The organism is Blautia massiliensis (ex Durand et al. 2017) (assembly GCF_051861785.1).
GTDB classification, from domain to species: Bacteria; Bacillota; Clostridia; order Lachnospirales; family Lachnospiraceae; genus Blautia_A; species Blautia_A luti_A.
In genome coordinates, this window is sequence record NZ_CP146725.1 from 1805268 (window position 1) to 1830896 (window position 25629).

General features: G+C 39.9%; 30 protein-coding genes and 3 pseudogenes. 9 read left to right on the forward strand and 24 right to left on the reverse strand.

From position 1 onward, the window contains the following. Position 1: 1 nt before the first annotated feature. The 3 genes from V9W66_RS08620 to V9W66_RS08630 all read right to left on the reverse strand — a co-directional run bounded on the left by V9W66_RS08620 (position 2) and on the right by V9W66_RS08630 (position 1706). Positions 2-733: a lantibiotic immunity ABC transporter MutE/EpiE family permease subunit gene (locus V9W66_RS08620; protein WP_144094024.1), complete on the reverse strand. Its 732-nt coding sequence runs from the start codon at positions 731-733 to the stop codon at positions 2-4. Then, positions 726-1439, reverse strand: a complete 714-nt coding sequence (locus tag V9W66_RS08625; protein ID WP_005609481.1) for a lantibiotic protection ABC transporter ATP-binding protein — start codon at positions 1437-1439, stop codon at positions 726-728. Before V9W66_RS08625 ends, V9W66_RS08620 begins: the two co-directional genes overlap by 8 nt. Positions 1440-1517: 78 nt before the next feature. Continuing rightward, the gene (locus V9W66_RS08630; protein WP_005330841.1) at positions 1518-1706 is read right to left on the reverse strand and encodes a hypothetical protein; all 189 of its coding nucleotides are present in this window, start codon (positions 1704-1706) and stop codon (positions 1518-1520) included. Between the two features lie 265 nt (positions 1707-1971). Here V9W66_RS08630 and V9W66_RS08635 point away from each other — a divergent pair, with 265 nt between their 5' ends. The 3 genes and pseudogenes from V9W66_RS08635 to V9W66_RS08645 all read left to right on the forward strand — a co-directional run. Continuing rightward, positions 1972-2157, forward strand: a complete 186-nt coding sequence (locus V9W66_RS08635; RefSeq protein ID WP_186290056.1) for a hypothetical protein — start codon at positions 1972-1974, stop codon at positions 2155-2157. Then, positions 2078-2320, forward strand: coding sequence for a hypothetical protein (locus V9W66_RS08640; RefSeq protein ID WP_186290057.1), 243 nt, complete (start codon positions 2078-2080; stop codon positions 2318-2320). The genes V9W66_RS08635 and V9W66_RS08640 overlap by 80 nt, the downstream gene beginning before the upstream one ends. Beyond that, positions 2238-2567 (forward strand): annotated as a pseudogene (locus V9W66_RS08645) (class I SAM-dependent methyltransferase); the annotation flags it as partial. The gene V9W66_RS08640 and the pseudogene V9W66_RS08645, both read left to right, overlap by 83 nt. 86 nt (positions 2568-2653) lie before the next feature. Here V9W66_RS08645 and V9W66_RS08650 read toward each other — a convergent pair. After that, a pseudogene (locus V9W66_RS08650) lies at positions 2654-3130 on the reverse strand (VirB4-like conjugal transfer ATPase, CD1110 family); the annotation flags it as partial. A gap of 297 nt (positions 3131-3427) precedes the next feature. Between V9W66_RS08650 and V9W66_RS08655 the strand changes: the two are divergent. The 3 genes from V9W66_RS08655 to V9W66_RS08665 all read left to right on the forward strand — a co-directional run bounded on the left by V9W66_RS08655 (position 3428) and on the right by V9W66_RS08665 (position 6233). After that, on the forward strand, positions 3428-3928 hold the full coding sequence (locus tag V9W66_RS08655) for a DUF6431 domain-containing protein (protein WP_186290064.1): 501 nt from the start codon (positions 3428-3430) through the stop codon (positions 3926-3928). A 74-nt stretch (positions 3929-4002) separates the two neighbouring features. Further along, the gene (locus tag V9W66_RS08660; protein WP_439362990.1) at positions 4003-5415 is read left to right on the forward strand and encodes a DDE-type integrase/transposase/recombinase; all 1413 of its coding nucleotides are present in this window, start codon (positions 4003-4005) and stop codon (positions 5413-5415) included. Continuing rightward, complete coding sequence (locus V9W66_RS08665; RefSeq protein WP_144094101.1) at positions 5415-6233, forward strand: ExeA family protein; 819 nt, start codon at positions 5415-5417, stop codon at positions 6231-6233. Before V9W66_RS08660 ends, V9W66_RS08665 begins: the two co-directional genes overlap by 1 nt. Before the next feature lie 140 nt (positions 6234-6373). Here the strand turns inward: V9W66_RS08665 and V9W66_RS08670 are convergent, their stop codons facing one another. The 12 genes and pseudogenes from V9W66_RS08670 to V9W66_RS08725 all read right to left on the reverse strand — a co-directional run bounded on the left by V9W66_RS08670 (position 6374) and on the right by V9W66_RS08725 (position 18193). Beyond that, entirely contained in the window at positions 6374-7279 is a 906-nt protein-coding gene (locus V9W66_RS08670) for a carbohydrate kinase family protein (RefSeq protein ID WP_144092915.1), read from the reverse strand. Further along, entirely contained in the window at positions 7276-8652 is a 1377-nt protein-coding gene (locus V9W66_RS08675) for a family 4 glycosyl hydrolase (protein ID WP_144092913.1), read from the reverse strand. Before V9W66_RS08675 ends, V9W66_RS08670 begins: the two co-directional genes overlap by 4 nt. A gap of 13 nt (positions 8653-8665) precedes the next feature. After that, a complete protein-coding gene (locus V9W66_RS08680) occupies positions 8666-10015 on the reverse strand; it encodes an L-cysteine desulfidase family protein (protein WP_138276796.1) in 1350 nt (449 codons plus the stop codon). Beyond that, positions 10002-11204 carry a M20 metallopeptidase family protein gene (locus tag V9W66_RS08685; RefSeq protein ID WP_158293308.1) on the reverse strand — a complete coding sequence of 401 codons (1203 nt, stop codon included), beginning with the start codon at positions 11202-11204 and terminating at the stop codon, positions 10002-10004. Before V9W66_RS08685 ends, V9W66_RS08680 begins: the two co-directional genes overlap by 14 nt. Before the next feature lie 26 nt (positions 11205-11230). Beyond that, entirely contained in the window at positions 11231-11908 is a 678-nt protein-coding gene (locus V9W66_RS08690) for a PIG-L family deacetylase (protein WP_138276798.1), read from the reverse strand. Positions 11909-11923: 15 nt separating this feature from the next. Next, positions 11924-12739 carry a carbohydrate ABC transporter permease gene (locus V9W66_RS08695; protein WP_138276799.1) on the reverse strand — a complete coding sequence of 272 codons (816 nt, stop codon included), beginning with the start codon at positions 12737-12739 and terminating at the stop codon, positions 11924-11926. Between the two features lie 32 nt (positions 12740-12771). Beyond that, a complete protein-coding gene (locus V9W66_RS08700) occupies positions 12772-13674 on the reverse strand; it encodes a carbohydrate ABC transporter permease (protein ID WP_138276800.1) in 903 nt (300 codons plus the stop codon). Between the two features lie 144 nt (positions 13675-13818). Then, positions 13819-15084, reverse strand: a complete 1266-nt coding sequence (locus V9W66_RS08705; protein WP_144092911.1) for an ABC transporter substrate-binding protein — start codon at positions 15082-15084, stop codon at positions 13819-13821. A gap of 44 nt (positions 15085-15128) precedes the next feature. Beyond that, on the reverse strand, positions 15129-16106 hold the full coding sequence (locus V9W66_RS08710; protein ID WP_144092908.1) for a LacI family DNA-binding transcriptional regulator: 978 nt from the start codon (positions 16104-16106) through the stop codon (positions 15129-15131). Positions 16107-16393: 287 nt separating this feature from the next. Beyond that, positions 16394-16651 (reverse strand): DUF6462 family protein, encoded by a 258-nt coding sequence (locus tag V9W66_RS08715; protein WP_243121599.1) that lies wholly within the window; start codon positions 16649-16651, stop codon positions 16394-16396. A 289-nt stretch (positions 16652-16940) separates the two neighbouring features. Beyond that, a pseudogene (locus V9W66_RS08720) lies at positions 16941-17405 on the reverse strand (lysine--tRNA ligase); the annotation flags it as partial. Between the two features lie 281 nt (positions 17406-17686). Beyond that, positions 17687-18193 (reverse strand): tyrosine-type recombinase/integrase, encoded by a 507-nt coding sequence (locus tag V9W66_RS08725; RefSeq protein ID WP_330575230.1) that lies wholly within the window; start codon positions 18191-18193, stop codon positions 17687-17689. A 136-nt stretch (positions 18194-18329) separates the two neighbouring features. Here V9W66_RS08725 and V9W66_RS08730 point away from each other — a divergent pair, with 136 nt between their 5' ends. From V9W66_RS08730 to V9W66_RS08740, 3 genes are read left to right on the forward strand one after another with little or no spacing between them, the layout of a single operon-like run. Continuing rightward, positions 18330-18851: a hypothetical protein gene (locus V9W66_RS08730; protein ID WP_242828381.1), complete on the forward strand. Its 522-nt coding sequence runs from the start codon at positions 18330-18332 to the stop codon at positions 18849-18851. Between the two features lie 52 nt (positions 18852-18903). Next, positions 18904-20157 (forward strand): DDE-type integrase/transposase/recombinase, encoded by a 1254-nt coding sequence (locus V9W66_RS08735; RefSeq protein ID WP_243121639.1) that lies wholly within the window; start codon positions 18904-18906, stop codon positions 20155-20157. A gap of 2 nt (positions 20158-20159) precedes the next feature. After that, positions 20160-20963 (forward strand): ExeA family protein, encoded by an 804-nt coding sequence (locus V9W66_RS08740; protein WP_243125600.1) that lies wholly within the window; start codon positions 20160-20162, stop codon positions 20961-20963. Between the two features lie 142 nt (positions 20964-21105). Here V9W66_RS08740 and V9W66_RS08745 read toward each other — a convergent pair whose 3' ends face one another. The 8 genes from V9W66_RS08745 to V9W66_RS08780 form a co-directional block, all read right to left on the reverse strand. Then, positions 21106-21945 (reverse strand): integrase DNA-binding domain-containing protein, encoded by an 840-nt coding sequence (locus V9W66_RS08745; RefSeq protein WP_207705775.1) that lies wholly within the window; start codon positions 21943-21945, stop codon positions 21106-21108. Positions 21946-21956: 11 nt separating this feature from the next. Further along, positions 21957-22208 carry an excisionase gene (locus V9W66_RS08750; RefSeq protein ID WP_008789357.1) on the reverse strand — a complete coding sequence of 84 codons (252 nt, stop codon included), beginning with the start codon at positions 22206-22208 and terminating at the stop codon, positions 21957-21959. A 14-nt stretch (positions 22209-22222) separates the two neighbouring features. After that, entirely contained in the window at positions 22223-22459 is a 237-nt protein-coding gene (locus V9W66_RS08755; RefSeq protein ID WP_330575276.1) for an excisionase, read from the reverse strand. After that, positions 22440-22670 (reverse strand): excisionase, encoded by a 231-nt coding sequence (locus V9W66_RS08760; protein WP_144093548.1) that lies wholly within the window; start codon positions 22668-22670, stop codon positions 22440-22442. The genes V9W66_RS08755 and V9W66_RS08760 overlap by 20 nt, the downstream gene beginning before the upstream one ends. Positions 22671-22761: 91 nt before the next feature. Next, on the reverse strand, positions 22762-22983 hold the full coding sequence (locus V9W66_RS08765; RefSeq protein ID WP_144093550.1) for an excisionase: 222 nt from the start codon (positions 22981-22983) through the stop codon (positions 22762-22764). Continuing rightward, on the reverse strand, positions 22976-23536 hold the full coding sequence (locus V9W66_RS08770; protein ID WP_144093552.1) for a type II toxin-antitoxin system PemK/MazF family toxin: 561 nt from the start codon (positions 23534-23536) through the stop codon (positions 22976-22978). The genes V9W66_RS08765 and V9W66_RS08770 overlap by 8 nt, the downstream gene beginning before the upstream one ends. Before the next feature lie 104 nt (positions 23537-23640). Then, positions 23641-24228 carry a sigma-70 family RNA polymerase sigma factor gene (locus V9W66_RS08775; RefSeq protein WP_144093554.1) on the reverse strand — a complete coding sequence of 196 codons (588 nt, stop codon included), beginning with the start codon at positions 24226-24228 and terminating at the stop codon, positions 23641-23643. 561 nt (positions 24229-24789) lie between these two features. Beyond that, positions 24790-25515, reverse strand: a complete 726-nt coding sequence (locus tag V9W66_RS08780) for an ImmA/IrrE family metallo-endopeptidase (protein WP_002594700.1) — start codon at positions 25513-25515, stop codon at positions 24790-24792. Between the last annotated feature and the right edge of the window lie 114 nt (positions 25516-25629).

Genomic DNA, 25629 nt, shown 5'->3' on the forward strand with positions numbered 1-25629 from the left:
CTTATTTCACCTCTCTTCTCTCAAACCATTTCAAAAACAGAACCGTTACAAAAACAAACCAGATGATTGAGAGACACATTCCCGGAACAATGACTCCCGTATCCAAAAGAGGATTCCCTGCTTCTGCGGCAAGTCCATTTGGTAAAACATGAAGCAACGGGCACATCATTCGCATAGGGATTGCAGAAACAAGTACATACCAGATTCTGGTTTGTGATATTACCACACCGCTGACGGTAATAAATAGGCAGACGAACAGGTTTACAATCATTCCAAATCGTTCACTTAAAAATAAAGCTACCGGAATCTCCCATAACTCAGAAACCGTCAGAAACAATACTGCAATCAACGCTCCTCCAACTGGAACATGTGTCGTTAGAAGAAAGCCTCCAAGCGTTGCTCCTGCAAACACAATCACATTAGAAAACAAAATCATGTACCCAATATAAATAATTTTCCCCAGCAACAATTTTCTTCTGCCTGTGGGAATAGTCATTAAATGATAGTATTTTATCTTTTTCTCCTGCGCCACAGAAAGATAACAAAATAGAGCAATCATCCCCGGCAGCAAAAGTGTATACCACCAGTTCCAAACACTTTCTGCATAAGCATTTGTCATCCCAAGAGTAAATATAAATGCCATGACAAATGTAAGAAGAGGAAATCCCCAGATAAACTTTTTTCGCATGGTTCTTTTGGCTTTTTGATGTTCTGCTTTTATAATATTAACCATGGATTTCACCTGCTTTCTGGTTTTTTCTTACCACATTCATAAACAAATCTTCAAGATTATCTCCCTGCTTTAATGCTCCTTCGTATCCTAAGATTCCACCCGAAATAATCCCGACTTTATCTGCAAGTAACTGTACCTCTGAGAGAATATGACTGGAGAGAATTACAGTGATTCCCTGTTCCGGAAAAGACCGGATCAGCTCTCGTAATTCCTCGATGCCTATTGGATCTAATCCATTCGTAGGTTCATCCAATATCAAAAGTTCCGGTTCTCCAAGCAATGCCATTGCAATGCCTAGTCTTTGCTTCATCCCCAAAGAAAACTGTCCTGCTTTCTTCTTTCCGGTGTTTGTAAGTGATACAATCTGCAAGACCTCATCAATTCTGTTTTCATCTGTACCAAGCAATAATTGTCTTACCTTCAAATTCTCTCTGGCGGAAAGATTTTCATAAATAGGCGGATTTTCAATTAACGCTCCTATTTTTGATAAATCTTTCCTATCCAAAAGTTTTCCATCAAAGTAAATCTTTCCTGCAGTTGGTTTCATCATACCGGTCAGCATTTTCAATGTGGTAGATTTACCAGCGCCATTCGGTCCAAGCAGTCCATAAATCTGTCCCTTTTCGATATTAAGTGAAACATTATTTACCGCTTTCTGTTTTCTAAAATATTTACATAGATTTTGTGTCTGTAACATCATTTCCATCTTTACTATCCTTCCTTCTATATTTCATTTCTTACTGAAATATAACCTAACAGAAAAAAATAAAGATTTGATGAAGATTTATTCCCGTATGGAATAAACCATCAATTGAATATCATTATCAGAACTCGGCTTTCCACTGAAATCAGCAAAGCTGTTACAAATACGAAGTCCTAATTTACAGAATATCTCCGTGATTTCATCCAAACTATATAACCTTATAGGATTTCCTTCTTTCATTTCAGGCTTATAAAGTGCTTCTCCATACATATAGTCTACCTGCCCATATATCAGCGTTTTTCTATCCTTCTCCCATTCAAAAGCAGATAATGTAAGTCCCTTTTCTCCTGCATCCCATAACTTGCAAGGCTGTGATTGCAGCCGATGATGGCAGAAGTATTCCGATTATGACCATGGGACCGATCTGTATTGCACCGGAGCTTAAAAGGAAGGGGTATGGAAAGATTTTACTGGATTATTCTCTGGAAAAAGCGGATTTAAACAGGCAAGCGAGTTTGGCATCCGCTATCATGGATTGCCGGAAGGCGAGGATACATCTTTCTTTCTGTGCAAAGAACTGATACCGGGATATCTTAATGGAATTACAGGAGAGTATGCACCTCCGGCAGGGTATCTGGTAAATGAAAAGGAAGCAGAGGTATTTGATAGAGAGTTCCCGTATATGGAGAAGAAAAAACTTCTGGGACAGATTTTTGAATGATGAAAAGCAGGAGGTAAATCTAGATGAAAGCAATGGAAAAAGACTAGTATCAGAAAAATTGGACGCTGGATATTCAGAATATGTCATGGGTAGAAGACACCAACAGACAAGTAGATTTTCTAATCAAGCAGTTACATTTAAAAGGAACGGAAAAAATACTTGATCTTGCATGTGGATTTGGTCGGCACTCACTGGAGTTTGCCAGACGTGGGTATGATGTTACCGGTATTGATATTACACCGGCGTACATAGATTATGCAAACGAGCAGGCAAAAAAAGAAAATTTGAATGCAAAGTTCATTTGTCAGGACATTCGCACGATCACATTTGATAAGGAATTTGATGTTGTGCTGAATATGGCGGATGGAGCAATAGGATATCTTGAAGACGATGGGGAAAATCATAAGATTTTTTCTGTCATTGCGAAAGCATTAAAAAATGGTGGAAAGCACTTTATGGATATCATGAATGGAAGCTATGCCCAAACACATTTCCCTTCCAGTGTGGCAAACTGTGCCTTTGCCTCCTCGAAATTCTTTCTCTCGATTGTGATTGTCAGGTATCTCTCCTGTTCAATCCCCTGTCTGCCCTCAATAATCTTCTCCTCGATGATGTCATTGTAGATTCTGCGGTAATTATTGAAGCCATCCTCTCTTTCTGTGATAAGAACCTTGTCACGGAGATCATCCAGGTTTTTGTTCTTATTATTAATCGTAATCTTATAGTTACAGTCCAGCGAATTTAAGAACTTGCAGTATCGCTCAAATATGCCAATCTGCTCATCCTCCGTTGCTGTCGTGTAATTGATATCCTGAAAGCGGTAGCACTTGGAATACTTATTCCTGCTTACTTCAAAAATACCGTTTTCAGCCACCGCCATAATCTCTATGGTTTCCTGAATGGATTTAGGTGTCTTATACAAAGGCTCACTCGCCTTCTTTAATAACTTAAATCCGTCTGTAAATAAGCCCATTGTCTCTAACCTCGCTTTCTTATAATGAAAGCCCGCCGGGAACTTCACCCTGCGGGCTGTGTTCCCGACCTTTCGGTCAGATTCTCTTTATCTAGTGCATTGCCTTACTTGTTGTTGACTTCTTAAATTAGCATAATGCTGATCTACTTGCTCTGGAATGATCTGTATACTGTCATTAGTTTACAGAAAGAAAAAGGTCCCAGAGCACCCTACCTGGAAAGTTGTGTACTCTGAGACCATGGTCAAAAACCATGATTATTATATCAGATTACACACTGGTCCTCAAGGAGGATATTGGTGTTTTTTGTTGAGAGCAGTGAGAACTCCCATTTATGCCCTGTCTGTCAGGGAATGCTCCGTTACAGGGATTCCCGTCCCCGCATCCGCAAAAAGGAGGGCGGAACGAAGGAACGTCTGATGATCCGCAGGTTTCGATGTCAGGACTGTCATAGCTACCACAATGAACTTCCTGACTGTCTTGTTCCCTATAAACACTACGAAGCAGAGGTGATTGCCGGTGTTCTGGATGAAGTTATCCGTCCGGATGACTTGGATTCTGAGGATTATCCGTCCTTCAACACCATGCTCCGCTGGCTTCAATGGTTTCATGAAAACCTGCAACGCATAGAGGGATACCTACGGACAGTCGGATATCAGATATTGAATCTGGGAGAGGAACTCCTGTTTACTTCCGACTTGCTGCTCAACAAGATCAGAAACAGATATCAAAACTGGCTGGAACTTATCCTCCGGCTCATTTATAACAGCGGTGGATTTTTAACGTCAATCCTCTGGTAGATCTATGCACCTGCTTTGGTTCGTTTGTCATGCGTGCAGATAGTATAGTGATCTCAAAAGGAGGTATCTATACTATGAGTACAAGTGATACATTTACAAAACAACAGTGGCAGGATCAGGAAGCACTTCACCGTTTCCAGCTGATCTCACCGCTTCTTCAGACAGGTTTGGATGATGCCAAACGCTTACAGCTGCGCAGAACGATTGCTGATGAGAATCACATTTCTGTCCGTACTCTTTACCGGTATGAAAAAGCATTCGCAGAAAAACAGTTCTCAGGTCTTAAACCAGCTGATCGTGAAAAACACCGTTCACAGAATCTTCCGAAAAATTTTGCGTTTCTTCTGGAACAGGCGATTCAGCTCCGTAAGGAAGTCCCGGAACGGTCAGTTGCTAAGATCATTTACATTCTGGAAGCGGAAGGTCTTGTAGCACCGGGTATTCTGAAAAGATCGACCCTTGAGCGGCACATATACAGGGCTGGTTATGGTCAGAAACAGATGCAGATGTACAAGGAGGCCAGAAACAGTTCTTCCAAACGTTTCTGCAAGCCCCACCGCATGATGCTGATCCAGGGTGATATTAAGTATGGTCCAAAACTTCCCATTGGGAAACATGGTGCAAAGGTACAGACCTATCTGTCCTCTGCTATTGATGACCATTCCAGATATCTGCTTTCTTCACGGTTTTACGATAATCAGGAAGAATCCATCATTGAGGATACCTTCCACCAGGCCATTTCCCGCTATGGCGCCTTTGATGCCTGTTACTTTGATAATGGAAGTCAGTACATCGCAAAACAGATCCGGTTCTCACTTGCCAGACTGGGAATCCATGTCATGCATGCCAAACCACGTTCAGGGAAAAGCAAGGGCAAGATTGAAAAGTTCCATCAGGTGGTAGATGACTTCATCCGTGAATCAAAGTTCAAAAATATCAGGACACTGGAAGAACTGAACCGTCTCTGGACAGTCTATCTGGATGAATACTATCATAAGCAAAAGCATACTGGTATCGCAGAATACTACGAAAGCCTTGGAGCTACTGTTCCGGAAGAAGGGATATCACCGCTTCAGGAATGGAACCGGGACAGCCGCCCACTGACATTCCTTGATGCAGCCGTGGTATCTGAAGCCTTTCTCCATCATGAACAGAGGAAAGTCGACAAGGGAGCCTGCATCAGTTTCCGTGGGAAGCGTTACGAAACAAAACCATCTTTGATTGGTCACACTGTAGAGATTTCTTATGATCCTGCAGCACCGGAACAGATCACCATTTCTTATCAGGGAACGGAGCCTTTTACCGCAGCTCCGCTAAAAATCGGTTCGTATTGTGACAAAAGACCGACTCTTCCTGCTTCCATGCAGGAACAGACCCCTACGACCTCCCGCTTTCTTGATGCACTGGAGGTACGTTATAAACAGAACCAACAGCAGATGGCAGATGCCATTTCCTTTGCTTCCTACCGGAAGGAGGCGGATGACTGATGTATGAAACCTTCTTTGGTATGGAACATACTCCGTTTGTACGTGATGTTCCGCCAGAAAAACTGTATGAATCCAATGCATTTCGCGAGACCCTTGGACGGTTGTCCTATGTGGCAGACCGTCAGATGTTTGCTGTCGTAACGGCTGACCCTGGATGTGGTAAATCAACATTGATCCGCAGATTCTACTCGGAACTTCCGAAAGAGGATTACATCGTTCTTTATCTGTCGGATTCAAAGCTGACACCACGATGGTTTTATAAGGGTCTGCTGGATCAGTTGGGACTTGAAGCCCGGTTTTACCGCGGTGATTCCAAACGTCAGCTTCAACAGGAGATCGAGATCATCCGGGGAGTGCAGCATAAGAAAGTCGTCTGTATCCTTGATGAAGCACATCTGATTGAGAAGGAGACTCTGGAAGAATTCCGCTTCCTGCTTAACTACAGATTTGATTCCATGAGTCCCATGGCTGTTGTGCTGGTCGGGCAGACAGAACTCTGGGAAAACAAACTAAAACTACAGCGGTATGCTGCTATCCGCCAGCGTATCGATATGTACTGTATCCTGCCACATCTGGACAGGTCTGAAACAGAACAGTATATCGCAAGCCATATGGATTACTCTGGGTGTGCCCAGGAAGTATTTACAACCAAGGCATTGGATGAAATCCATAAAGCATCGGCCGGAATTCCGCGCATGATCAATCGGATCTGTGAAAAGGCTCTTATGTATGCATTTCAAAACCAGAAACGTCTGATTGATGATTATATGATTAAGTATGTCGTGGAACATGAAATGCTCGGAACCATGACTACATAAACCTTATCGCCGCCTGTATTCAGGCGGCAGCCCTATAAGGGCTGGTGACAGAAAGTTAAGCAATCTGATGACAATTCATGTGGGCAAGTCGGTGACATCTCATGAGGTCAGTAACATTTATTTAAAAATTCTTCTCTCCATTATCTCCTATAAATATTATGAAAATAATTTAAAAGTTTCTGTTCATCTATTTCTGCAGTTAAACATCCCATTTTTGTTACCGCATACCCGCCGGTAATATTTCCAAACCGTATACAATCATCCAAACTATAACCATAATATAATCCATACATAAATCCAGCTGCAAATGCATCACCTGCACCCGTTGAATCTACATGTTTTACTGGAAGCGGTTCAACAGTATGAATCTCTCCATCCTCTTTATAAAGACATCCTTTATTTCCATTTTTTACAATTGGATATTTTAAATACTGACCCAATTTTTCCAATGCCTTTTCCGGATTTTCTTCGTCTGTTATTTTTATCGCCTCCATGGAATTCGGAATAAAATAATCCACATACGGAAAAACATCATAATACCATTCCAAACTTAACATATCATTCCATGCAGAATCCAACACGATAATACATCCTGCTTCTTTCAAAGATTTACAAAACTCTTTCTGTTCAAGAGAAAGAAAAGCAATTTTACAATCCTTATAAAATTCATAAATTTTTTTACTGTCCACCCTAAACGCTTCTTCTTTAGGTTTATAGGAAACAATACCTCTGTCCTGTTCACAGGAAACAATACAACTGAGAGTAACTGGATCTTCTTCATCCGTTGATAACATGTTAATGTACTCTATTTTTTCCTTTTCCAATTTTTTTACAAGATATTTACTAAGAGAACCATTTCCTATATAAGTTGCAAGTTTCACCGGAACACCCAACCTTGAAAGCTGAATCAGTGTTGCAACTACGCCTCCGCCAAGTTGCTTAAAGCAGCTTGGCGTATAAATCTCTTCTCCAAGCTTTGGAATTCTGTCAGCATTTCCAAAAATGATATCCACATTGGCAATTCCAAATCCACCTACGCTATTCATAATGTCCATCCTCCTGTATACTCCTTATAGACCTCCAGATATTCCCCTAACAGTTTTACTGCCAAAGAATATGAGTTTACCAGTGGATTTATCATCAATGCGTCAATAGCCTTTTCTGTATTCCGTTCCACAATCGCCTCTGCGGCCAGTCTCTCATAACATTTCACAGTACGAATCAGCTGTTTTGCACATTCTGGTAATTCATATAGACCTTTCTTTGGTGTGGCCCCATTCTTTGAAATATTACAGGATACCTCTATTATATCTGAATCTTCTAACCAATCCACAGTTCCATGATTGGGGACGCACAAAATCATCTCTCCTTTTGTACCAGTAATCTTTGCTTTCATAAATGCCAGTGCAACCCCTGCATATCCACCTTCATCTTTTGTATAAAGTTCAAATCGTGGAATGCAAGCCTCATCTCTTGCCACAGAAGTTTCCCCCTGCATATAATTACTTTCTCTCATATAAATATGTTCACTGTAGATTTCTAACATTTTATCAAAATCTCTTGCTGCATCATACTGTCCAAGTTCCTTCAACATATGATCATTGATTTTCTTAATTCTTTCTCCTCGTGTTTCCCCTATTTTCTGAATATTCCGAAGAGCTTTCTCTCTATAATAAAAATAATACAGATATTCATTCAGCATACAACCAATATGTTGTGCAAGCTTTGGTTCAAAATAACGCATATCTGTATGTTCATAAAGCCGTGAATCTTTCAAAATTTCCGAAAGTATTTCCCGTCCATCCTTCTTTACACTGGTAAAATAAGATAAATGGTTCAATCCTATAAGCTGCACCTTTAAATCAAAATATTCCAAGTCATACAAAGCTGCTACCTGTCTTAAAAATCCAGACGGTGCATCACAAATACCATACACAAACGAATATCCCTGATTTCTTAATGCCTGCGTTACAAGACCAGCTGGATTTGTAAAATTAAATACCATAACGTTTGGATTAGAATACTCACCAATCAACCTACAATAATAAATTAATGTTGGAATAGAACGAAGTGCCATAGCAAAGCCACCAACGCCTGTCGTTTCCTGCCCTATTACCCCATTCTTTAATGCTACCCGTTCATCAATAATACGGCTTTCTTCTTTTCCCGCACGAATAGTTGTAATAACAAAATCTGCCTCCATTACAGCCTCTTTCTCATTTGTTGTACAGAGATACTGAACATAAGGTGCAATTCTGGAAAATACCTCTCTCACCATAGAGCCAAACACCCGGACTCTTTCTTTATCTATATCCATAAATACAACATCTGTAATGTCAAGGTCTTCCGCATGCTGTGCCAAACATTTTGCCAACATCAAGCTTCGTGAACCACATCCACCAATAACTGTTAATTTCATAACATCATCTCCTTTAATTTCCCATCATAATTTCCAGAATTTTACTATCCATCTCTTTCATGCCATCTTTCCCAATTATGCCAACAGATTCAATAGTTTTATCCGCATTTTTTCCAACAATTCCTTCCCCACTTATAAAACGGCATTGATTTTTTGCCATTTCATAGGATAAAAGACCTGTCTCAATTGACATAGCTATTTTTGCAGCACAAGATGGCTTTGCTCCGTCACATAACATTCCTGATATCGTTGCCAATGTATTTGTGATAATGTCTTCAATTACTGATAATGGCTGTTGATCCAAATATGCAATTCCACAAACCGCAGCACATCCCGCATTAACTGCACCACAATATGCCGACAACTTTCCTATACCTCTTTTAATATAAATTGAAACCAAATTTGCAAATATCAATGCTCTATACAGCATCTCGTTACTTTTATTTTCTTTCTGGGCATAAATAGCTATAGGCACCGCAATAGTAATTCCCTGATTTCCACTGCCGCTGTTAGCAACTACCGGAAGAATACTTCCTCCCATTCTGGCATCACTTCCTGCTGCTGCGTATGCCGCTAATACGGCTGTTTTTTCTTTCTCATGCAATTTCAGGTAATTCTTCCCTACCTTCGCTCCATAATCATTTTTCATTCCTTCTTCTGCTATTCTCCCATTGTGGGTGATCTGCAATTTCATGAGATTCTCCAAATCGCCAATTTCTGTTTCATATGCAAAATTGTAAATATCTTTCAATTTCAGCTTATATTCACTGCCATTAACCTCTCCAACACATTCTCTGTATTGATATTGCCTTGTAATATCTTTCCCATCTTTTTGTACCTTTGTTATATTAAGATGATTTTTCTGAATTTCCACCAGAGAGGTATGCTCTCCTCTAATCAATTCAACTCGTACATATAGGGGCTCTTGTACTCTCGAAAGATGCACATCGTACATATTTTCTTCCGCTACAAGCTTTCGTACCATTTCAACGTCTGCCATAGTCAAAGTATTCAAAACTTCCAACTTTCGTTTCGGATTGCCTCCTACAATTCCGCAAAAAGCAGCTTCCGCTATCCCTTTAAGATTTTGAGTGTTTGGAATAACTACACTTTTCACATTTTTCAAAATATTACCACTCACATAAATCTCCATATGATTCGGAATCGCACCTAAAATCTCCTTCGCACACGCCGCTGCATAAGCAATCGTTCCCGGTTCTGTACATCCAAGGGCTACGATAATTTCATTTTTTAACAACTCTCGACAGATTTTTTCTATTCTCTCTCTACCATCCTTTAAATCTTCAAACGTTTTTTGACAATTTTTGCTGCTACCCCTATACATCCTTTCAGTATTTTTCATTTATCCTCTCAAACCCCTTTTCCGAAAATGCAGATGCCAGAATACAAAAGGCTGCAATTCCATCCAACAATATTGATTCTTCAATCTCAAAACAACTACTATGTAGTGGAAAATGCCGTTTTTCATCCTCTTTCCAACAGCCTAGTCTCAGAAACAGAGATGGACATACTGTTCCATAACATGAAAAATCTTCTCCTAGCATAGATGGTTCTCCTTCTGTTAAAATCTCCACTTCCGGAATCTCCTTTTTCAAAATCTCAGCTGCCCAGCAAGCTGCCGTTTTATTATTGATCGTTGCCGGATATCCTGAATCCATATAATAGGATCCCTCTATTTCCCAGGCATCTGCAATAGATGTGGTCAGTTTTTTCAGACGTCGAATAATCTCTTCCCGCACTTTTGTATCATAAGTTCGAATTGTTCCTTCCAGATATCCTTTTTCTGCAATAATATTATATTTTTCGCCACATCGAATCCGGCAAATGTTTACAACTGCTGTTTCCTGCGCTGATATATCATTTGCTGTAATATTTCCGATTGCATTGATCAACGCCGCCATTGCTGGAATCGGATTCCTACAAATGTGAGGGGTTGCTCCATGTCCACCTTTCCCTATTAGTTCAATAGAAAACGCATCCGGTTGTGCCATTACAGGTCCTGACATGCAGGTAATAGTACCTGCTCTTTGTGGCCATACATGAAAAGCAACTATCAAATCCGGCTTCGGAGTTTTCATTGCTCCATCTACAATCATACGGGCAGCACCACCCTGATGTTCCTCAGACGGCTGGAATAAAAATACTATATTTCCATATAGCTGCTCCCGATTTTCATGTAAAATCCGAATACAGCCAAGCAGCACTGTCATATGCGCATCATGTCCACACGCATGCATAACACCATTTTCTTCCGAGCTCCATGAAAGTCCTGTCTGTTCTTGAATTGGAAGTGCGTCCATATCTGCACGAAAAGCAATCGTATAACCAGGTTTTCCGCTTCGAATTATTGCATATACACCCGTATCAGCACATGTCCTGCATTCCACTCCCCATTGTTTCAATTGACTAAGAATCCATTCCTGTGTCTGATATTCCTGCCCGGACAACTCCGGGTGCTTATGGAGATGGGTATAATATCTTTTAATTTCTTCCTCCGCCTCTTTGGCTTTTTGGTAAAAATCAACTTTCACTCTTAATCCCTCCCCCAAAATCTTATTTACATCTTTTTGCAGTCTCTCAAAAGATCTGCAATACTATCAATGGTGATGCTATGTCCTAAATAAATTCCCTCAGCAAACTCTGTTTTTGCATCTCTTCCATATTCCTCTGATAAACTCATTGCATATGGAAGAATATTCTGAGATGTATGTGCCAGGCAAGCATTTTTCTTTATTTCTATTACGTCTGAAATGTCTACGTAGATATCTGGTCTGCGACGATTGCTTCTATTATCTGCGCCAAAATAGATCAGCGCATCATAATGCCAGTCAGTATCATCATCTGAATACTTTTTCAATCCAGCCGTAAAACAAGCCGCCCTTGTAATTCTTGATACAGCTGTATGATCCGGATGATAATCATCCTCCAAAAGTGTTAAAACAAATTTTGGAGAACACTTTCGCAAATGTGGAATCAAAGCATCCACTGCTTCCTTACAGAAATAGACGCCTGCATCCGGAAAATTTAGCATTTCAAAATAATCTAGCTTTAAAATTTCTGCAGCTTTTTTTGCCTCTGCTTCTCTTTCCCTCTGCTCCGCATAACCTCCCGCTTCCCCTCTGGTAAAAATTACAAGCCCTGTTTTTAATCCTTCTTTTTTTGCTTTTGCAAACATTCCTGCAGCACAGACTTCCAAATCATCTGGATGTGCACAAACTGCTAAAATATCAACCATAATCTATTCCCCTTACTACTGTTTTACTCCTGTGGTTGCAATTCCTTCTACGAACTGTTTCTGGAAAAAGAAAAATAGTACTATCATCGGAAGAATCGCAATAATGCCTCCCGCCATGACCTGCGGATAATAGGTTGTATGCTCTCCGATAAGCATTGCAAGACCAGCAGATAATGTCATTTTCTCCATAGAATTATTTACAATTAACGGCCACATCAAATCTTTAAATGTAGATATTGCTGTCAAAATTGCTAAAGAAGACAATGCAGGTTTTAATAACGGCAATAAAATCTTATAATAAATCTGAAAAAATCCACATCCATCTAACATAGCTGCTTCATCTAAACTTTTCGGAAGTCCTTTAAAAAATTCACATAACATAAATGTACCAAAAGCACTGAATATTTTAGGAATCCATAATGCTGTTACCGTATCTGCCAAATGTAGCTTTACCATGATCTCATAATTGGGAACTAGGAAAATCTGTCCTGGAACCATCAGTAATGCCAAAAGGACGATAAAAATTACATCCCTTCCCGGAAAATTCAATCTGGCAAACGCATATGCAGCCATAGAACATATCAGTAACTCAATCACAATTGTAAAAATCAAGACCAAAAATGTATTGATGTAAAAACTAAGAAACGGAAACTTGGCTACAATCTCCTGGTAGCTTTCCACTGTAAAAATTTTCGGAAAAATTGTTGGTGGTATCTGAATACTTTCTTCATAGGATTTGAAAGATGTCAAAATCATCCATATAAATGGACATACTGTCACAGCAGCACATAGAACAAGTAACAGATATACCTGCCACTTTCTTTTTTTCATTATATAATCTCCTTTCTACGTCCTGATCCTCATTAATCATCATAAAATACCAATTTCTTCTGACAGATCATCTGAATTGCTGTAATCACTAAAATCAGAAAAAACAGCACCAGACTGATTGCTGCACCATATCCCTTATGAAATTTTACAAAAGATTGTTCAAAAAAATATGTAACCAGCGATCTGGATGCTGCAGTTCCACTGCTTCCCTGTGGAATCATCAGATAAATAAAATCAAAAATCTGGAATACATTAATAACAGTTGTTACACATACAAAAAATATAGATGGCGATAACAGCGGTAATGTAATCTTAAAAAAACGCTGAATCCCATTCGCTCCATCAATTTCAGCAGCCTCCTTGTAACACACCGGAATCCCCTGTAATCCGGCTAACAATACAATTACTTGATATGCAACACTTGCCCAGATAAATACAATAGAAATAGAAAACAACACTATTCTAGGATCAGAAAGCCATGCAATTGGATTCACTCCAAACTTTCCAAGAATTTCATTGAAAATACCAAATTTATAATTCATCAACCATTTCCACAAAAGTCCAATTGCGGCCGGTAAAGTAACTGCCGGAAGAAAGATGCATACTCTGAAAAAACCAATTCCCTTTACCTTAGAATTCAATAATACAGCCAGCAAAATCGCCAGAATCACAACTGCCGGTACACAAATAACTACATATAATATCGTATTAATAAATGCCTGATAAAACGCTTCATCATGAAAAAGCTTTACATAGTTCTCAAGTCCAACAAATTTGGGAATACCAAAGCTTGACTTATTTGTAAAACTATAATAAACATTCTGAAAAAATGCCCAGATAAAAAATACGATGACTCCTGACATCAATGGCGCAATCATTAGATAACCTGTCCTTATTTCCCGATGCCTTAGTGAATCCACTTTATTTTTTTTCATCAAATATTCTCTCCTGTCAATTAAGCATAGATTCGAAATCTGCCTTCGCTATTTTATTCATAATTGAACAGCTTTTTTGCAGCTTATTCGTTGGAAAAAAGGAAGTGTTGCTCATTTCATTATTAGCAACACTTCCAATCCATCTTATGATTCGCTGTCCAAAGCACTCTGTGTTACTTCCTGCATCTGTGAACATCCCTCTTCCGGAGTTAATTCTTTTGCAAATATCTTTGCTGAAATCTCAGTTACAGCAGGAAGCCATTCTGCAACGCTTGTAGATGTTGGAAATGGAAATCCAGTTTCTGCTGCTTCGAAAATTACACTTACATCTATGTGATCTGCTTTATAATACTGCTGGGCACTAATCAGTGCCGGAACATCTACCTTCGCTTCTGCCTGCATTTTATTAGCCTCTTCCCCTGAAAGATATTTTACAAGTTTCCACGACGCATCCTTGTTTTCACTGTTAGCATTGATTGCATAGCCCAATCCGCCAATAACGCTCTGATTTCCTGCTTCTTTTGCGGGCATAGCAATAGTTCCTATCTGATCAGCGAAACTCGCTTCATCAATAACAGATGTTTTCCAGGATCCCATGAAAAGAATGGCTCCCTTCTGAGACAGAAACAAATCTGTTCCCTTTGTATCCGAAAGCACTTCGCTTCCTGGCATCAGACCTTCATCCATAAGTGATACCATATCACTAAACGCTTTCACCGTTCCTTTCTGATCAAAACCTGCTGTTTTCATATCTTCACTGAGCACAAAGCCTCCTGATTGATTGATAAAGTTGAAAAAAGAAGGCTGGGCATCCAGTTCCATTAGTATCGGATATTCATCAGATCCTGCTTCTGTAATTTTAGTCTTTAACTGTTTTGCAATATCTGTCATATCCTCCCATGTCCATCCGGTCTGAGGCTCTTCTACCCCATATTTTTCAAAAATAGCTTTATTGAAAAATACCTGTACCGTGTCCATTCCCTTTGGTATACAGTATTGAACATCCTTATAATTATAAGAGTCTTTCAAAACACTTACGTAATCATCCATATTAATTTCATCTTTTTCAATATATTCATCAAGCGGTTCCAAAACACCAGCCTCTGCATATTTAGGAAGATATGTATTCATCCAAAATACATCTGCCGCACTATTTGATCCCATTGCAGCATCCAACTTTGTCCAATACTGTGACCAAGGAGTTAACTGTAAATCTACATCAATATCAGGATTCTCTGTTTCAAATTTCTCAATAATCTCATCAAATACCGGCTTCTGAACCTCATCCCAAATTGCAAAAGAAATTTTAGTAACATCATCTTTTTTCTCTGCATACACCGGTGAAGTTACTCCTAAGACCATTGAACCAGTCATTACAAGTGTCAGCATTTTACAAATTCTTTTTTTCATGTTTTCCCTCCAAATTTGTACTTTTTTATCATTATTAACTGTTTCTATTCTTTTAATATTTTCTGATTGAGAATGCAGGTTTCTCCTTCTTCCAGTTTGTAGGGTAATGTAATTTCTATGTTTTCTTCCCTTTTCTGGTTCTGAAAAGTATCCAATGTCTGCTCTATCATTTTTTTGATAGGCTGACGGATAGTTGTTAGCTTGGGAGTTACCTGCCTAGATAAACTAATCCCGTCAAATCCCATAATGGAAACATCCTCCGGAACTCTTAACCCTCTCTCAGCCAGAGCACTGATAACCCCCAATGCGGCTTCATCACTGAATGCAAATACTGCTGTAAAAGAAATTCCCTGTTGAAGTGCCTGCGTGGTTATACGATACCCACTATTATATGTCAACTCACCATATTTCACTCGATCTGCATCGAATTCCAATCCATATTCCTCGAAAGCTCTTTTGCATCCTGCAATACGCTGAAATCCGGAGCTGATACTCTTAGGATAATCCGATATAATCAAGATTCTCTCATGCTTAAGTTCAAGAAGATATCTTGCGCCTTCATGTGCTGCTGCCAAATCATTGATATGAATCATTTTGCATCGCTGATCCTCACTGATTGCACCAAACATCACCATTTTAATATTCTTAGCCGCTATATAATTGAGCATATCCTGATTTGTATTTTCCTCCAGATAAATTACGCCCGTGATATCCAGTTCTTTAAAATATTGTTTATAAGACTCATCTTGACCCACAACAGGAATAAATATCATTCTGCAACCATATTTCGGAACCGCATCTAGGAAATTCTTTAGAACCTCACTGAAATATGCCAGCTTAAGATTTGGAATTAAAACAGCAATTACACCGGGATTCTTTTGTTTATATACAGGTTTATATGAAAGTTCTCGGACTGCTTTTTCAATTCTCTTGGAGGTTTCCGTTGTTACAACATTTTTCCCATGAAAATATCTTGAAACCGTAGCTGGTGATACTCCTGCCCTTTTTGCAACATCTCTTATTGTTGCCCCATATCATCACCTCCTTTTTTCAACGTATTTCACATTCTTTTTTGCTGTTCTCGCATTGTTTGTTGTATCTTTTTACCAATTTTATATTTGAAATTATAAGAATCAATGTATAAAATGTCAACCCCGTTTCATTTGTTTCATTTTTATTTCATGTATTTCACCGAAACATCATTTTTCACCACGTGTTTTCTTTTCTCTCCATTTATTTAGATCCAGAAACTTATAAATAAGATCCTCATGATGTAACACGTTTTATCAAATGTACTTCTTACACAAAGTCAGCACGCCCTGTTTTCCAGAAGAAACGTGAACGTATCATTGCTCATTTTATGATCCACTACACTGCATTGCTTGATCAATACGGTTCCATCTATTCTGTAAATCGCACCTGCATCACTGGCGAGTTTAAAAAGTTTTTTATGAGAAATACTGTAAATAATCTCTGCCTGTTGATAACGTAGATACTGTCGGCGTAATTTTCTAAGCTGCTCTGGTACTTCCTTCATACTTGTGATTGGTTTATAATTTTTATCCATGATGCTTTCCTCCAAAATTAGATTCACTGTTTTACAGAAGTTGACTGCCGGGATATATTTTTGAGTACGAAAAAAAGCACCTCTCAGATTAAACTCTAAGAAGTGCTCTTGTTGTCATGCATATCAATCATTGATCCAGTGAATCAATTTTGATTTCATTCTCAAACCTGTGTCCTTTCACCTGAAATTCGTCATGCTTCATAACGATTCATTATTATCCCAAATTTTGTTGTCAAATTGTTGTCAACTATGGTCTGACATCATGGTTTTAGAGATTTTATATTTAATTTTAGTACAGCTTTGCGCCAGCCGGAATATGGTCATCAACCATCAGAAGATGAAGTTTTTCTTCGCCCTCTTCCTCATGGATTGCACTAAGTAACATTCCACAAGAATCAATTCCCATCATGGCTCTTGGTGGCAGATTTGTGATTGCAATCAGTGTCTTTCCAACTAACTCTTCTGGCTCATAATAAGCGTGAATACCGCTTAAAATGGTTTTGTCTGTGCCTGTTCCGTCATCAAGAGTAAACTGTAACAGCTTCTTTGACTTCTTAACAGCTTCACACGCTTTAACCTTTACAGCTCTGAAATCTGACTTGCTGAAAGTATCGAAATCAACAAATTCCTCAAATAAAGGCTCTACCTTTACCTTGGAGAAGTCGATAACTTCTTCTTTCTCCGGTGCTGCTGTGGAAGTGCTGTTTTCTGACTTCGCAGATTTCTTATCAGCGTCCAGGGACTTCATTGTCGGGACGAAATCGTCCACTCACGACTTAATTCCATTTTGTAAGTTTTATCGCCTATAAATGGGCTTTTATTCAACCTCTTTACACCATTCCCACTTGTTTCGTGAAGGTAAAAATGAGGTTTGGTGTAAAAATTGGTGTAAATGGTGTATATCCTTATTTAGTTTTGGGGTTTATAGCATTGCTATCAGTCCTGTGTTTCATTCTACCACTTTCTCGTCATAAAGTAAAGAAAGCACACCCCGCATCTCTACGGCATATGCTCTCTTTCTGATTCTCTGACTATTTACTGATTAAATTGTAATTCCAATCCCTCAAACTCTGACTTTCTTAATTCCTTTGTTACATCTGTATAGATGTTCAATGTAGTAGATACATCTTTGTGTCCGAGTGCGTCCTGAATGACTTTCACATTCACTCCGGCTTCACACATTCTTGTGGTAAATGTATGTCTGAGAGAATGACAGCTAAAGTGTGGAAGTAAAACCTCTGGATTTTCACTTTCCAGAAACTGCTTATCATTACAGTTTCGTATAATGCGACGAATTGCTTTATTGAGCGTTGCTTGGTGCTGTGGCTGACCAAAACGGTTTACAAAAATGAAATCCGTATATCCATCAACCGTAGCTTCACAATGCAGTCCAAGAAGTTCCTGCCTTTCTTTTTCCATTAAAAATGCTTCTTTCACAAATTCAAGCATTGTATTATCAGCCACACTATAACAAACCGATTTTTTACTTTTCATGCAAAATAAAAGAGATCCTGGCATAAAGGAATCTGACGTATTTTCCATCAGATTATTTTATCCTGAGACCTCTTGTGTTATCATATGGTTTTGTAACCACGAAATAAAAAGCAGAAACCTCCCCGACCAAAGTTCGATTTCTGCTTTCACCCAAACATAGCTTACGCTACATTCATGCATACCTATGATAACAGTTAATACAGAAAACTACAACCTTATTTCTCAGGATTTTTACAATAAAACAATGGATTCTCTCGATCTGAACCTTATTTCATGTACCTGCGGTCACTCCGGCTGTCTCATCCGCCATGGCTCTTATAAACGCAGTGTCCAGCTTGCTGACAGAATCATCTCCCTTTCTGTTGTTCGTGTGTACTGCAAAGCATGTGGGCATACCCATGCGCTGTTACTTTCATCCATGATCCCGTATTCCCAGATCCCTCTGGTTCTGCACGTCCGTCTGATCCATGCTTATGAGCATGAGACCGGATTCCAAAACATACTGGCAGAACAGTACCTCGTGGATGAAAACAACCTGAAATCCATCATCCGGAACTACCGTTTACATTGGAAGCAACGGTTGCTCTCCATGAGGCTTCACCTCCCCGATATCCCCAGCCTGATTTCAGGATGTTTTTCCCTCTTTTCCAGACAGTTCATGCAGATTAAATCAACCTCCAATAAACTTTTTATCCTGCCAACATAACCTTACACGACAGGTCTGGTTTTATCCCTTATCCTTTAGAAAAAGGAGGCAGATGAAATCTATGAAACAAGAAAAACAACAGGAAATCGCACTGATGCGCTATGGCACCATCGCACCGATTATTGCAGGACTTGATGAACGTTATCCAAGCAAGACCGCTTTTTACACGGAAATTTCTGCAAAAGGACTCATGGGACCCGACGGGAAGCTCCATCATTATGCTCCCGCCACCATTGAAAAATGGTATCTGGACTATCAGAACCATGGTTTTGAAGGTCTCGTCCCGAAAGGGCGCTCAGATGCCGGCATGAGCCGCAAGCTTGACGAAGAACTTCAGGAGAGAATCCGGTATTTCAAGACCAACTATCCACGCATGTCTGCGGCCGCTATTTACAGGCAGCTGAAATCCGATGGCTCTGTAATAAACGGACAGGTATCCGAATCCACCGTCAGCCGCTTTGTGAAACGGCTTCAGTCGGAACTGCGGCAGACACCGAACAAGGATATGCGCCGATATGAACGCCCCCATATCAACGAAGTCTGGTGCGGGGACAGCAGTGTCGGTCCCCGCCTTACAGATTCGGACGGAAAAAAACACCGGGTCTATATCATTGCCCTGATCGATGATGCCAGCCGGTTCATTACCGGGATCGATGTGTTCTACAATGATAACTTTATCAATCTGATGTCCGTTATGAGATCAGCCATAGCAAAGTACGGGCGCCCCAAAGTTTTCAACTTTGACAATGGGAAATCTTATAAGAACAAACAAATGGAACTCCTGGCTGCAAGGATCGGTACAACACTCAGTTACTGCCAGCCATACACTCCTACCGGAAAAGCCAAGATCGAGCGATGGTTCCGGACCATGAAGGATCAGTGGATGGCAGCCCTTGATATGCGGGATTTCCATTCACTGGAAGAACTGAGGGGAAGCCTGCATGCTTTTGTCCAGAGATACAACCAATCCCCCCATTCTTCCCTCCACGGGCTGTCCCCACAGGACCGCTTCTTTTCGGAACCGGAACAGATCCGCAGGCTTTCTGAGGAAGACATCACCCAAAACTTCCTTCTGGAGATTGAACGCCGGGTATCTGCTGACAGTGTGATCGTCATCGACCAGATTGAATACGAAGTTGATTACCGTTTTGCACGGCAGCGCATCCGTCTGCGCTATTCTCCGGATATGAAAGAGATCTTCATCGTGGAATCGGATGGAACACTAACCCCGATCCGACTTCTGAACAAAACGGAAAACGCATTGATAAAAAGAGAAAAAGTACACTTATGTAAAGGAGACGAATGAGCATGGATTATACTGCAAGATACGGATTGGAATTCAATCCTTTCCTGAAAAACTCAAAGGAAGTCCTCGTAGAAACACAGGAGTACAAGGAGGTTCTGTTCCGGCTGGACTACCTGCTTACCACAAAAGGTTTCGGGCTCCTCACCGGAAGCGCCGGAAGGGGAAAGACCACCGCAGTCAGGAACTGGGCTTCGGGACTGAACACTTCCCTTTATAAAGTGATGTATTCCAGTCTTTCCACCCTGACCGTAAATGATTTTTACCGGAACCTTGCCACTGAGCTCGGAGCCCAGCCTGCATTCCGCAAGACCGATAACTTCAAGATCATCCAGGATGAGATCAACCGTCTCGTACTTGAAAAACGACAGACGCCTGTCATTATCATAGATGAAGCGAACTATATCGGAAACGCAGTGCTCAATGACTTAAAAATGCTGTTCAACTTTGAAATGGATTCCAAAGACCGGGCAGTTGTTCTTCTTTCTGGTCTGCCACAGCTCAACAGCACCCTGCGCCTGAGCATCCACGAACCTTTCCGCCAAAGGATTGTCATGAATTATAACCTGGAAGGTATGACAAAAGCAGAAGGACATTCCTATGTTACTGCCAAGCTGAATGGCGCAGGATGCACACAAACGGTATTCGAAGACAATGCACTGGAAGCAATCCTCAATGCAGCGAATGGGACCCCACGTATGATCAACAAACTGTGTAATGCAAGTCTGTTGGTTGGAAACAGCTCAAATTTAAATATCATAACCGCCGATGCCGTCATGCAGGCAATCAATGACTGTGAACTCGGATAGCTTTAGAAACCATCATGTAAGATAATCTGCATGATGGTTTTTTCTCATAAAATAACGTGCCTGAAGCGTCCAAAAATATATGCTTCATCCCATCGTTAGGTGCTCTGAAAGACCCGTTTTAATCTGATGGAAACGGCAGCGTTTAATTTGCCGAATAACACATTGGAACTTGTCGCATACCTGCCGGTGTCTTGGTTGTATTCACATTGAAATAGCAACCTTTCTTGCTTCCTTCGGTTCTGTGGTCATAATAAACAAGCGTATGATTCACATCTATAATGCTTTCCTCTAAATCTATGTCACACCACCTGAGTCCGGTCAATTCGCCCACACGCAATCCAGTTCCGACCATAACCGCAAATATTGGATACCAATACTGTGTTTCCGGTGTGTTCTTCAGATAGTTAAGAAAAAGTTCCTGCTCTGGTTTGGTTAATGCCCTGCGTTTTTCAGTCTTAAAACAATGTGATTTTTTCAATTCACGCAAAACATTGTCCGTTGGATTGCTTCTGATATAATCATCATCTACTGCCATTTCAAAGACCTGATGTAAAACGGTATGTATGCTGTCAATCGTTGCGGGTTTCAGATGTCTATCATCAACAAGACTGTTGTAATATCTTTTTATATCAGTCTTTTTTATAGACATTATGAATTGAGAACCAATCTGATTACGCACGAATGTCTCGTACATATATTTGTAATTCTCAAAAGTATTATTCTTTATTCCACGTTTCAAATCTCTCCAAAGTTCATACATATCGTTAAGTGATGTATAGCGTGCTTCTGCCTTGATACCGTCTTTCTTGTCCTTGTCGATTTCATCTTCCTTATATCTTAAATCATCCAAGTTCCTTGCATAAATACAATGTCTTTTACGGTTCTCATCTGTCCATCGGAATTGATAAGTACCGTCCGGACGTTGCGATTCCCCTTTGCGGAGAACCTTTCTTGATTTATCTTTTCTTTTTGTATTTGCCATTGTGTTACCTCCTACAATTCTGTGCTTGAGTCAATAAACTCCTCTAACTTCTCTCGTATAATTAAAAGCCTGTCGCTTCTTGCAATTCTGAAACTGCAATCCTTATCCATCAATAGTGCCTTTAATCTTCGCTCTCCAATACCTGAATAAGCAGCCGCTTCCTCGACCGTAAGACATTTCTTTTCCCAAATCGGTATATCCTCCGGTGGTTGCAATAGCTGTTGCTGATATTCATAAAGTTCAGAACCATCTATTTTGTACATCTACATTCCTCCCCTCAAATAGAACACATCTGGTCTAAATATTCTTCAAATTGTTTGCGTTTAATTAGAGTTCTTTTCCCAATTTTCAATGTAAATTGTTTTGCTTCCGGTTGCTTTGTAAGTTCTCGTATTGTTTCTCTACCAATGCCCGTATATACATACATTTCATCAATAGAAAGTGCTATCTTATGCCACAACGGAACGCTCTCGCTTTTACTGAAAAACCACTCATCATTCAATCTGTTCATCATCTGCACCTCCCTTAAATTCCGATGTCTGAATAAATTTCTCGAATGCTTTTCTCTTGATAAATCTGCGATTACCCATCCATAATACAAATGGGCAGGCATATAGATTTGTTATTTCAATCAGTTTTTTCTCACTGATTCCTGTATAAAAAGACGCTTCTCTTATGGTTAATATAGGCTTATGCTCTAATGGCATTTCTTTTTTGCTTTTCATTTCGTCCTCCTTGTATTGATGGCATCAGTATATTCATTTTTCTGCGATAAGCCCATTATGCAATCGGACTCATCGCAGATTTGACTTTTTACTATATTGAATACTGCCTTTCGAGATATTCCTCAAAGGATTTTCTCTTGATTACCCTGCGACTTCCTATCCATATCACAAAAGGGCAGTCCTCCGATTCTGACATCTCATATATCTTATTGGCACTTATCCCTGTGTAAATTGAAGTCTCCGTTACCGATAAAACAGGTTTTAACCAAAGCGGAATGTCATAACTTACACTTTCATATCTTTTCTTAGACATTCTGACACCCCTTTCCTCTTGCGTTGTGCTGTCTTTCAGCAATCACATAATCCCAACCGGATTGATTGCATTTATCACAATGGTCTTTGACCTTAGCAAACGGGTCAAGCCGACGCACGATATAATCGGGATTGTGAATATAATCTTTCAGGCACTTTGAGCAAAGGCAACGGATATTTTCTTTCTTTTCTTCCTTATAAATCCAAAGTCCGAAAGTCTTTTTAAGCGTTATATTTATTCGCCTTAAAAGCTGCTCATCTTCAATCGTTCCGATGTAATCTCTGAGTTCATCTTTGTTTACTGTCTGAAGTTGCTCCAGTAGAACCATTGACGGCTTCTTGAGTCCAAACTCCTGACCGAGCAGGATATGTGACGGCAGGTATCTTTTCTTGATAACGCCTGTTACCGCAGCCACAATAATTGTTGGTGCGTTTCTGTTATAATCATCTGCCTGAATTACAAGTACCGGTCGTGTTCCGCTTTGTACCGAACCTGTTCGTGTTCCGAAGTCGTAGTAGAATAAATCCCCACGGCAAATTGTTTTTTCTTTCATATGTAAAACCTCACATTTCTAAATATTTTGAAGTGTCATTCGTATCTGGAATGAAATACCCCCTTCACTCATTGCACAAAAGGGTTCATTTTGGACACCCAAAATCAGAGGTTCTTATAAATTTTCTTAAAACTTTTCTTTGCCGCTTCAATAGACTTGCTGACAGAACTGTGATAAGTTCCTTCTTCTGCTGCTATTTCACGGCAGCTCTTTCCCTCAATGACAAACTTATACAATCTTCGTTCCTGAGCTGGTTTCATCATTGAAAGCACTATTCTAACTTTCTCAATTTCACGCAGACGCTGTAATTCTTTTCTCTCTGCAATTTCTTCTGCTTCTCTGAGTTCAAACGGGTCAACAAAATCTAAGAATGCTTCATTATGGAATTGCTCAAATAAATCATCCTCATAACAAAAAGCATCTAAATGTCTTGCATCTCGCATTTCACATCTATGAGTTTCTCTGTTATCGTCAATAATCACTTTTCCCTGTGCCATAGACAGCAGGACAAATGGAGTGTATCTGCTGATAATATCCGGGTATTTATCCCACAGTTCTTCTTCGGTAAGTTCGGTAATAACTGCCCATTTCTCTCTGCCAGTATATCCGTCATACTCATATTTGAGGTTCATAAGTTTACAATCTCTTGCAAAAAGTTCTTCCTGATTATTTAATTTGTTATTCTTTGTCATTTCCGTAATCTCCTTGAACTTGAATTTTTGAATTGGTTTGAAATCAAAAATTCGGAGATTACGGGTATTTAGCTATCTGGCACTGCCAAACGGTATAAAACATAAAAGTCCTTTCCCAAGTAAGGGAAAAGACCTAATACTGCACGAAGCATAATCGAATAAAACAGCAACAAAAAAAGCACCGTCGAATCTGGACAGCAAAGAATACTTCTATTCTTCACTTATCCGGCTTCGTACGGTGCTTGGTAGTTTAGCAAATAAATTGCTTATCTCCGCTTACTCGATTAGAAATCGTTTCGATATTTACTTGTAATCTTCATCGCCTGCAATTCCTGCCATATCCGTTCCTGCGGATTCTGCGGAAGTAAGCGAGATTTAATATGTGAACATTCTTGCATTTCTGACATTTCACACTCAAATGTCCGGTTGCGTCTGAAAAAACTCTCTGTATCCTGAACCCTCAAGTCGGGCAGAGAATATCACGCTCTTTCAGACTTTCTGCTTCTACTCTTGATAGAAGCAATCTCTTTTGTATTTCAGGTGCTACCTGAGTCTGTAACCTCATTGAGAAACACCTCCCAGATTTAACTCATTGGAAATGTACTCAAGGATATTGTGATACTCAAATAGCCCCATATCTCTCAATCTGATAACCAAGGCTGTATAAGATACTCCGATATAAGCTGCCATTCTGCGGATAACTGCTTTATCCTTTGAAGTAATGGTATTATCGCCATAAACTCTTATCGGATTTGACTGATTATATTTCGCCAAGGCATTTTCAATAATTCTTCTCGGCATAAGAAGCGAAGCTCCCATTGTATCTGCCTGCCACTCGACAGACGCAAACATCTGAGCCAGTTCCTCTTTGGAATAACTACGCTCACTGTCATACTCTGCATGAAAGCGTCCTTCACTCGGCATTGCATACATCTTACTCAAGATATGATGTGACGCTTCGTGTGCCATTGTAAATCTGCGACGTCCCTGCTCCTTTTCGGCAAGAAGAAATTTATCAAGTACGATGGTATCTTTCGGGAAAACAAAGGGAATAATTTTTCCGTCCTGATGTACCAGCAGTGGTGTTGCTCCATCTGCCAGAAAACCAATCCTGCCTGCATCATCTTCTGCGAAAGAAGCGTATTCAATTCGTAACATAAGAAATTCTGTAATGAAATGTTCTATGTCGATGGATTGAATCACTCGATTGCTAAACTTATTAGCATAAGCTGTTATCAAGCCTTCGCTGATTTCTTCCAACTCGGCTCTTGACATATAAATACTCAAGTTGTGTCCACCTCCGACTCCACCTTGTCCGGCGGTGCAACTCCTCCGGCAAAGTTCTGTTGTATTTCCGCACTATCCAAATTGATTAGATAGCGAATTCCTTCAAGTGTTCTC

Excerpts from the sequence above, each read along its gene's own strand:
- V9W66_RS08620 (WP_144094024.1), bottom strand. The coding sequence starts at position 733 with ATGGTTAATATTATAAAAGCAGAACATCAAAAAGCCAAAAGAACCATG.
- V9W66_RS08625 (WP_005609481.1), bottom strand. The coding sequence starts at position 1,439 with ATGGAAATGATGTTACAGACACAAAATCTATGTAAATATTTTAGAAAA.
- V9W66_RS08630 (WP_005330841.1), bottom strand. The coding sequence starts at position 1,706 with ATGTATGGAGAAGCACTTTATAAGCCTGAAATGAAAGAAGGAAATCCT.
- V9W66_RS08640 (WP_186290057.1), top strand. The coding sequence starts at position 2,078 with ATGAAAAGGAAGCAGAGGTATTTGATAGAGAGTTCCCGTATATGGAGA.
- V9W66_RS08660 (WP_439362990.1), top strand. The coding sequence starts at position 4,003 with ATGAGTACAAGTGATACATTTACAAAACAACAGTGGCAGGATCAGGAA.
- V9W66_RS08665 (WP_144094101.1), top strand. The coding sequence starts at position 5,415 with ATGTATGAAACCTTCTTTGGTATGGAACATACTCCGTTTGTACGTGAT.
- V9W66_RS08670 (WP_144092915.1), bottom strand. The coding sequence starts at position 7,279 with ATGAATAGCGTAGGTGGATTTGGAATTGCCAATGTGGATATCATTTTT.
- V9W66_RS08675 (WP_144092913.1), bottom strand. The coding sequence starts at position 8,652 with ATGAAATTAACAGTTATTGGTGGATGTGGTTCACGAAGCTTGATGTTG.
- V9W66_RS08680 (WP_138276796.1), bottom strand. The coding sequence starts at position 10,015 with ATGAAAAATACTGAAAGGATGTATAGGGGTAGCAGCAAAAATTGTCAA.
- V9W66_RS08690 (WP_138276798.1), bottom strand. The coding sequence starts at position 11,908 with ATGGTTGATATTTTAGCAGTTTGTGCACATCCAGATGATTTGGAAGTC.
- V9W66_RS08695 (WP_138276799.1), bottom strand. The coding sequence starts at position 12,739 with ATGAAAAAAAGAAAGTGGCAGGTATATCTGTTACTTGTTCTATGTGCT.
- V9W66_RS08700 (WP_138276800.1), bottom strand. The coding sequence starts at position 13,674 with ATGAAAAAAAATAAAGTGGATTCACTAAGGCATCGGGAAATAAGGACA.
- V9W66_RS08705 (WP_144092911.1), bottom strand. The coding sequence starts at position 15,084 with ATGAAAAAAAGAATTTGTAAAATGCTGACACTTGTAATGACTGGTTCA.
- V9W66_RS08715 (WP_243121599.1), bottom strand. The coding sequence starts at position 16,651 with ATGGATAAAAATTATAAACCAATCACAAGTATGAAGGAAGTACCAGAG.
- V9W66_RS08725 (WP_330575230.1), bottom strand. The coding sequence starts at position 18,193 with ATGGAAAATACGTCAGATTCCTTTATGCCAGGATCTCTTTTATTTTGC.
- V9W66_RS08730 (WP_242828381.1), top strand. The coding sequence starts at position 18,330 with ATGATAACAGTTAATACAGAAAACTACAACCTTATTTCTCAGGATTTT.
- V9W66_RS08735 (WP_243121639.1), top strand. The coding sequence starts at position 18,904 with ATGAAATCTATGAAACAAGAAAAACAACAGGAAATCGCACTGATGCGC.
- V9W66_RS08740 (WP_243125600.1), top strand. The coding sequence starts at position 20,160 with ATGGATTATACTGCAAGATACGGATTGGAATTCAATCCTTTCCTGAAA.
- V9W66_RS08745 (WP_207705775.1), bottom strand. The coding sequence starts at position 21,945 with ATGGCAAATACAAAAAGAAAAGATAAATCAAGAAAGGTTCTCCGCAAA.
- V9W66_RS08750 (WP_008789357.1), bottom strand. The coding sequence starts at position 22,208 with ATGTACAAAATAGATGGTTCTGAACTTTATGAATATCAGCAACAGCTA.
- V9W66_RS08755 (WP_330575276.1), bottom strand. The coding sequence starts at position 22,459 with ATGATGAACAGATTGAATGATGAGTGGTTTTTCAGTAAAAGCGAGAGC.
- V9W66_RS08760 (WP_144093548.1), bottom strand. The coding sequence starts at position 22,670 with ATGAAAAGCAAAAAAGAAATGCCATTAGAGCATAAGCCTATATTAACC.
- V9W66_RS08765 (WP_144093550.1), bottom strand. The coding sequence starts at position 22,983 with ATGTCTAAGAAAAGATATGAAAGTGTAAGTTATGACATTCCGCTTTGG.
- V9W66_RS08770 (WP_144093552.1), bottom strand. The coding sequence starts at position 23,536 with ATGAAAGAAAAAACAATTTGCCGTGGGGATTTATTCTACTACGACTTC.
- V9W66_RS08775 (WP_144093554.1), bottom strand. The coding sequence starts at position 24,228 with ATGACAAAGAATAACAAATTAAATAATCAGGAAGAACTTTTTGCAAGA.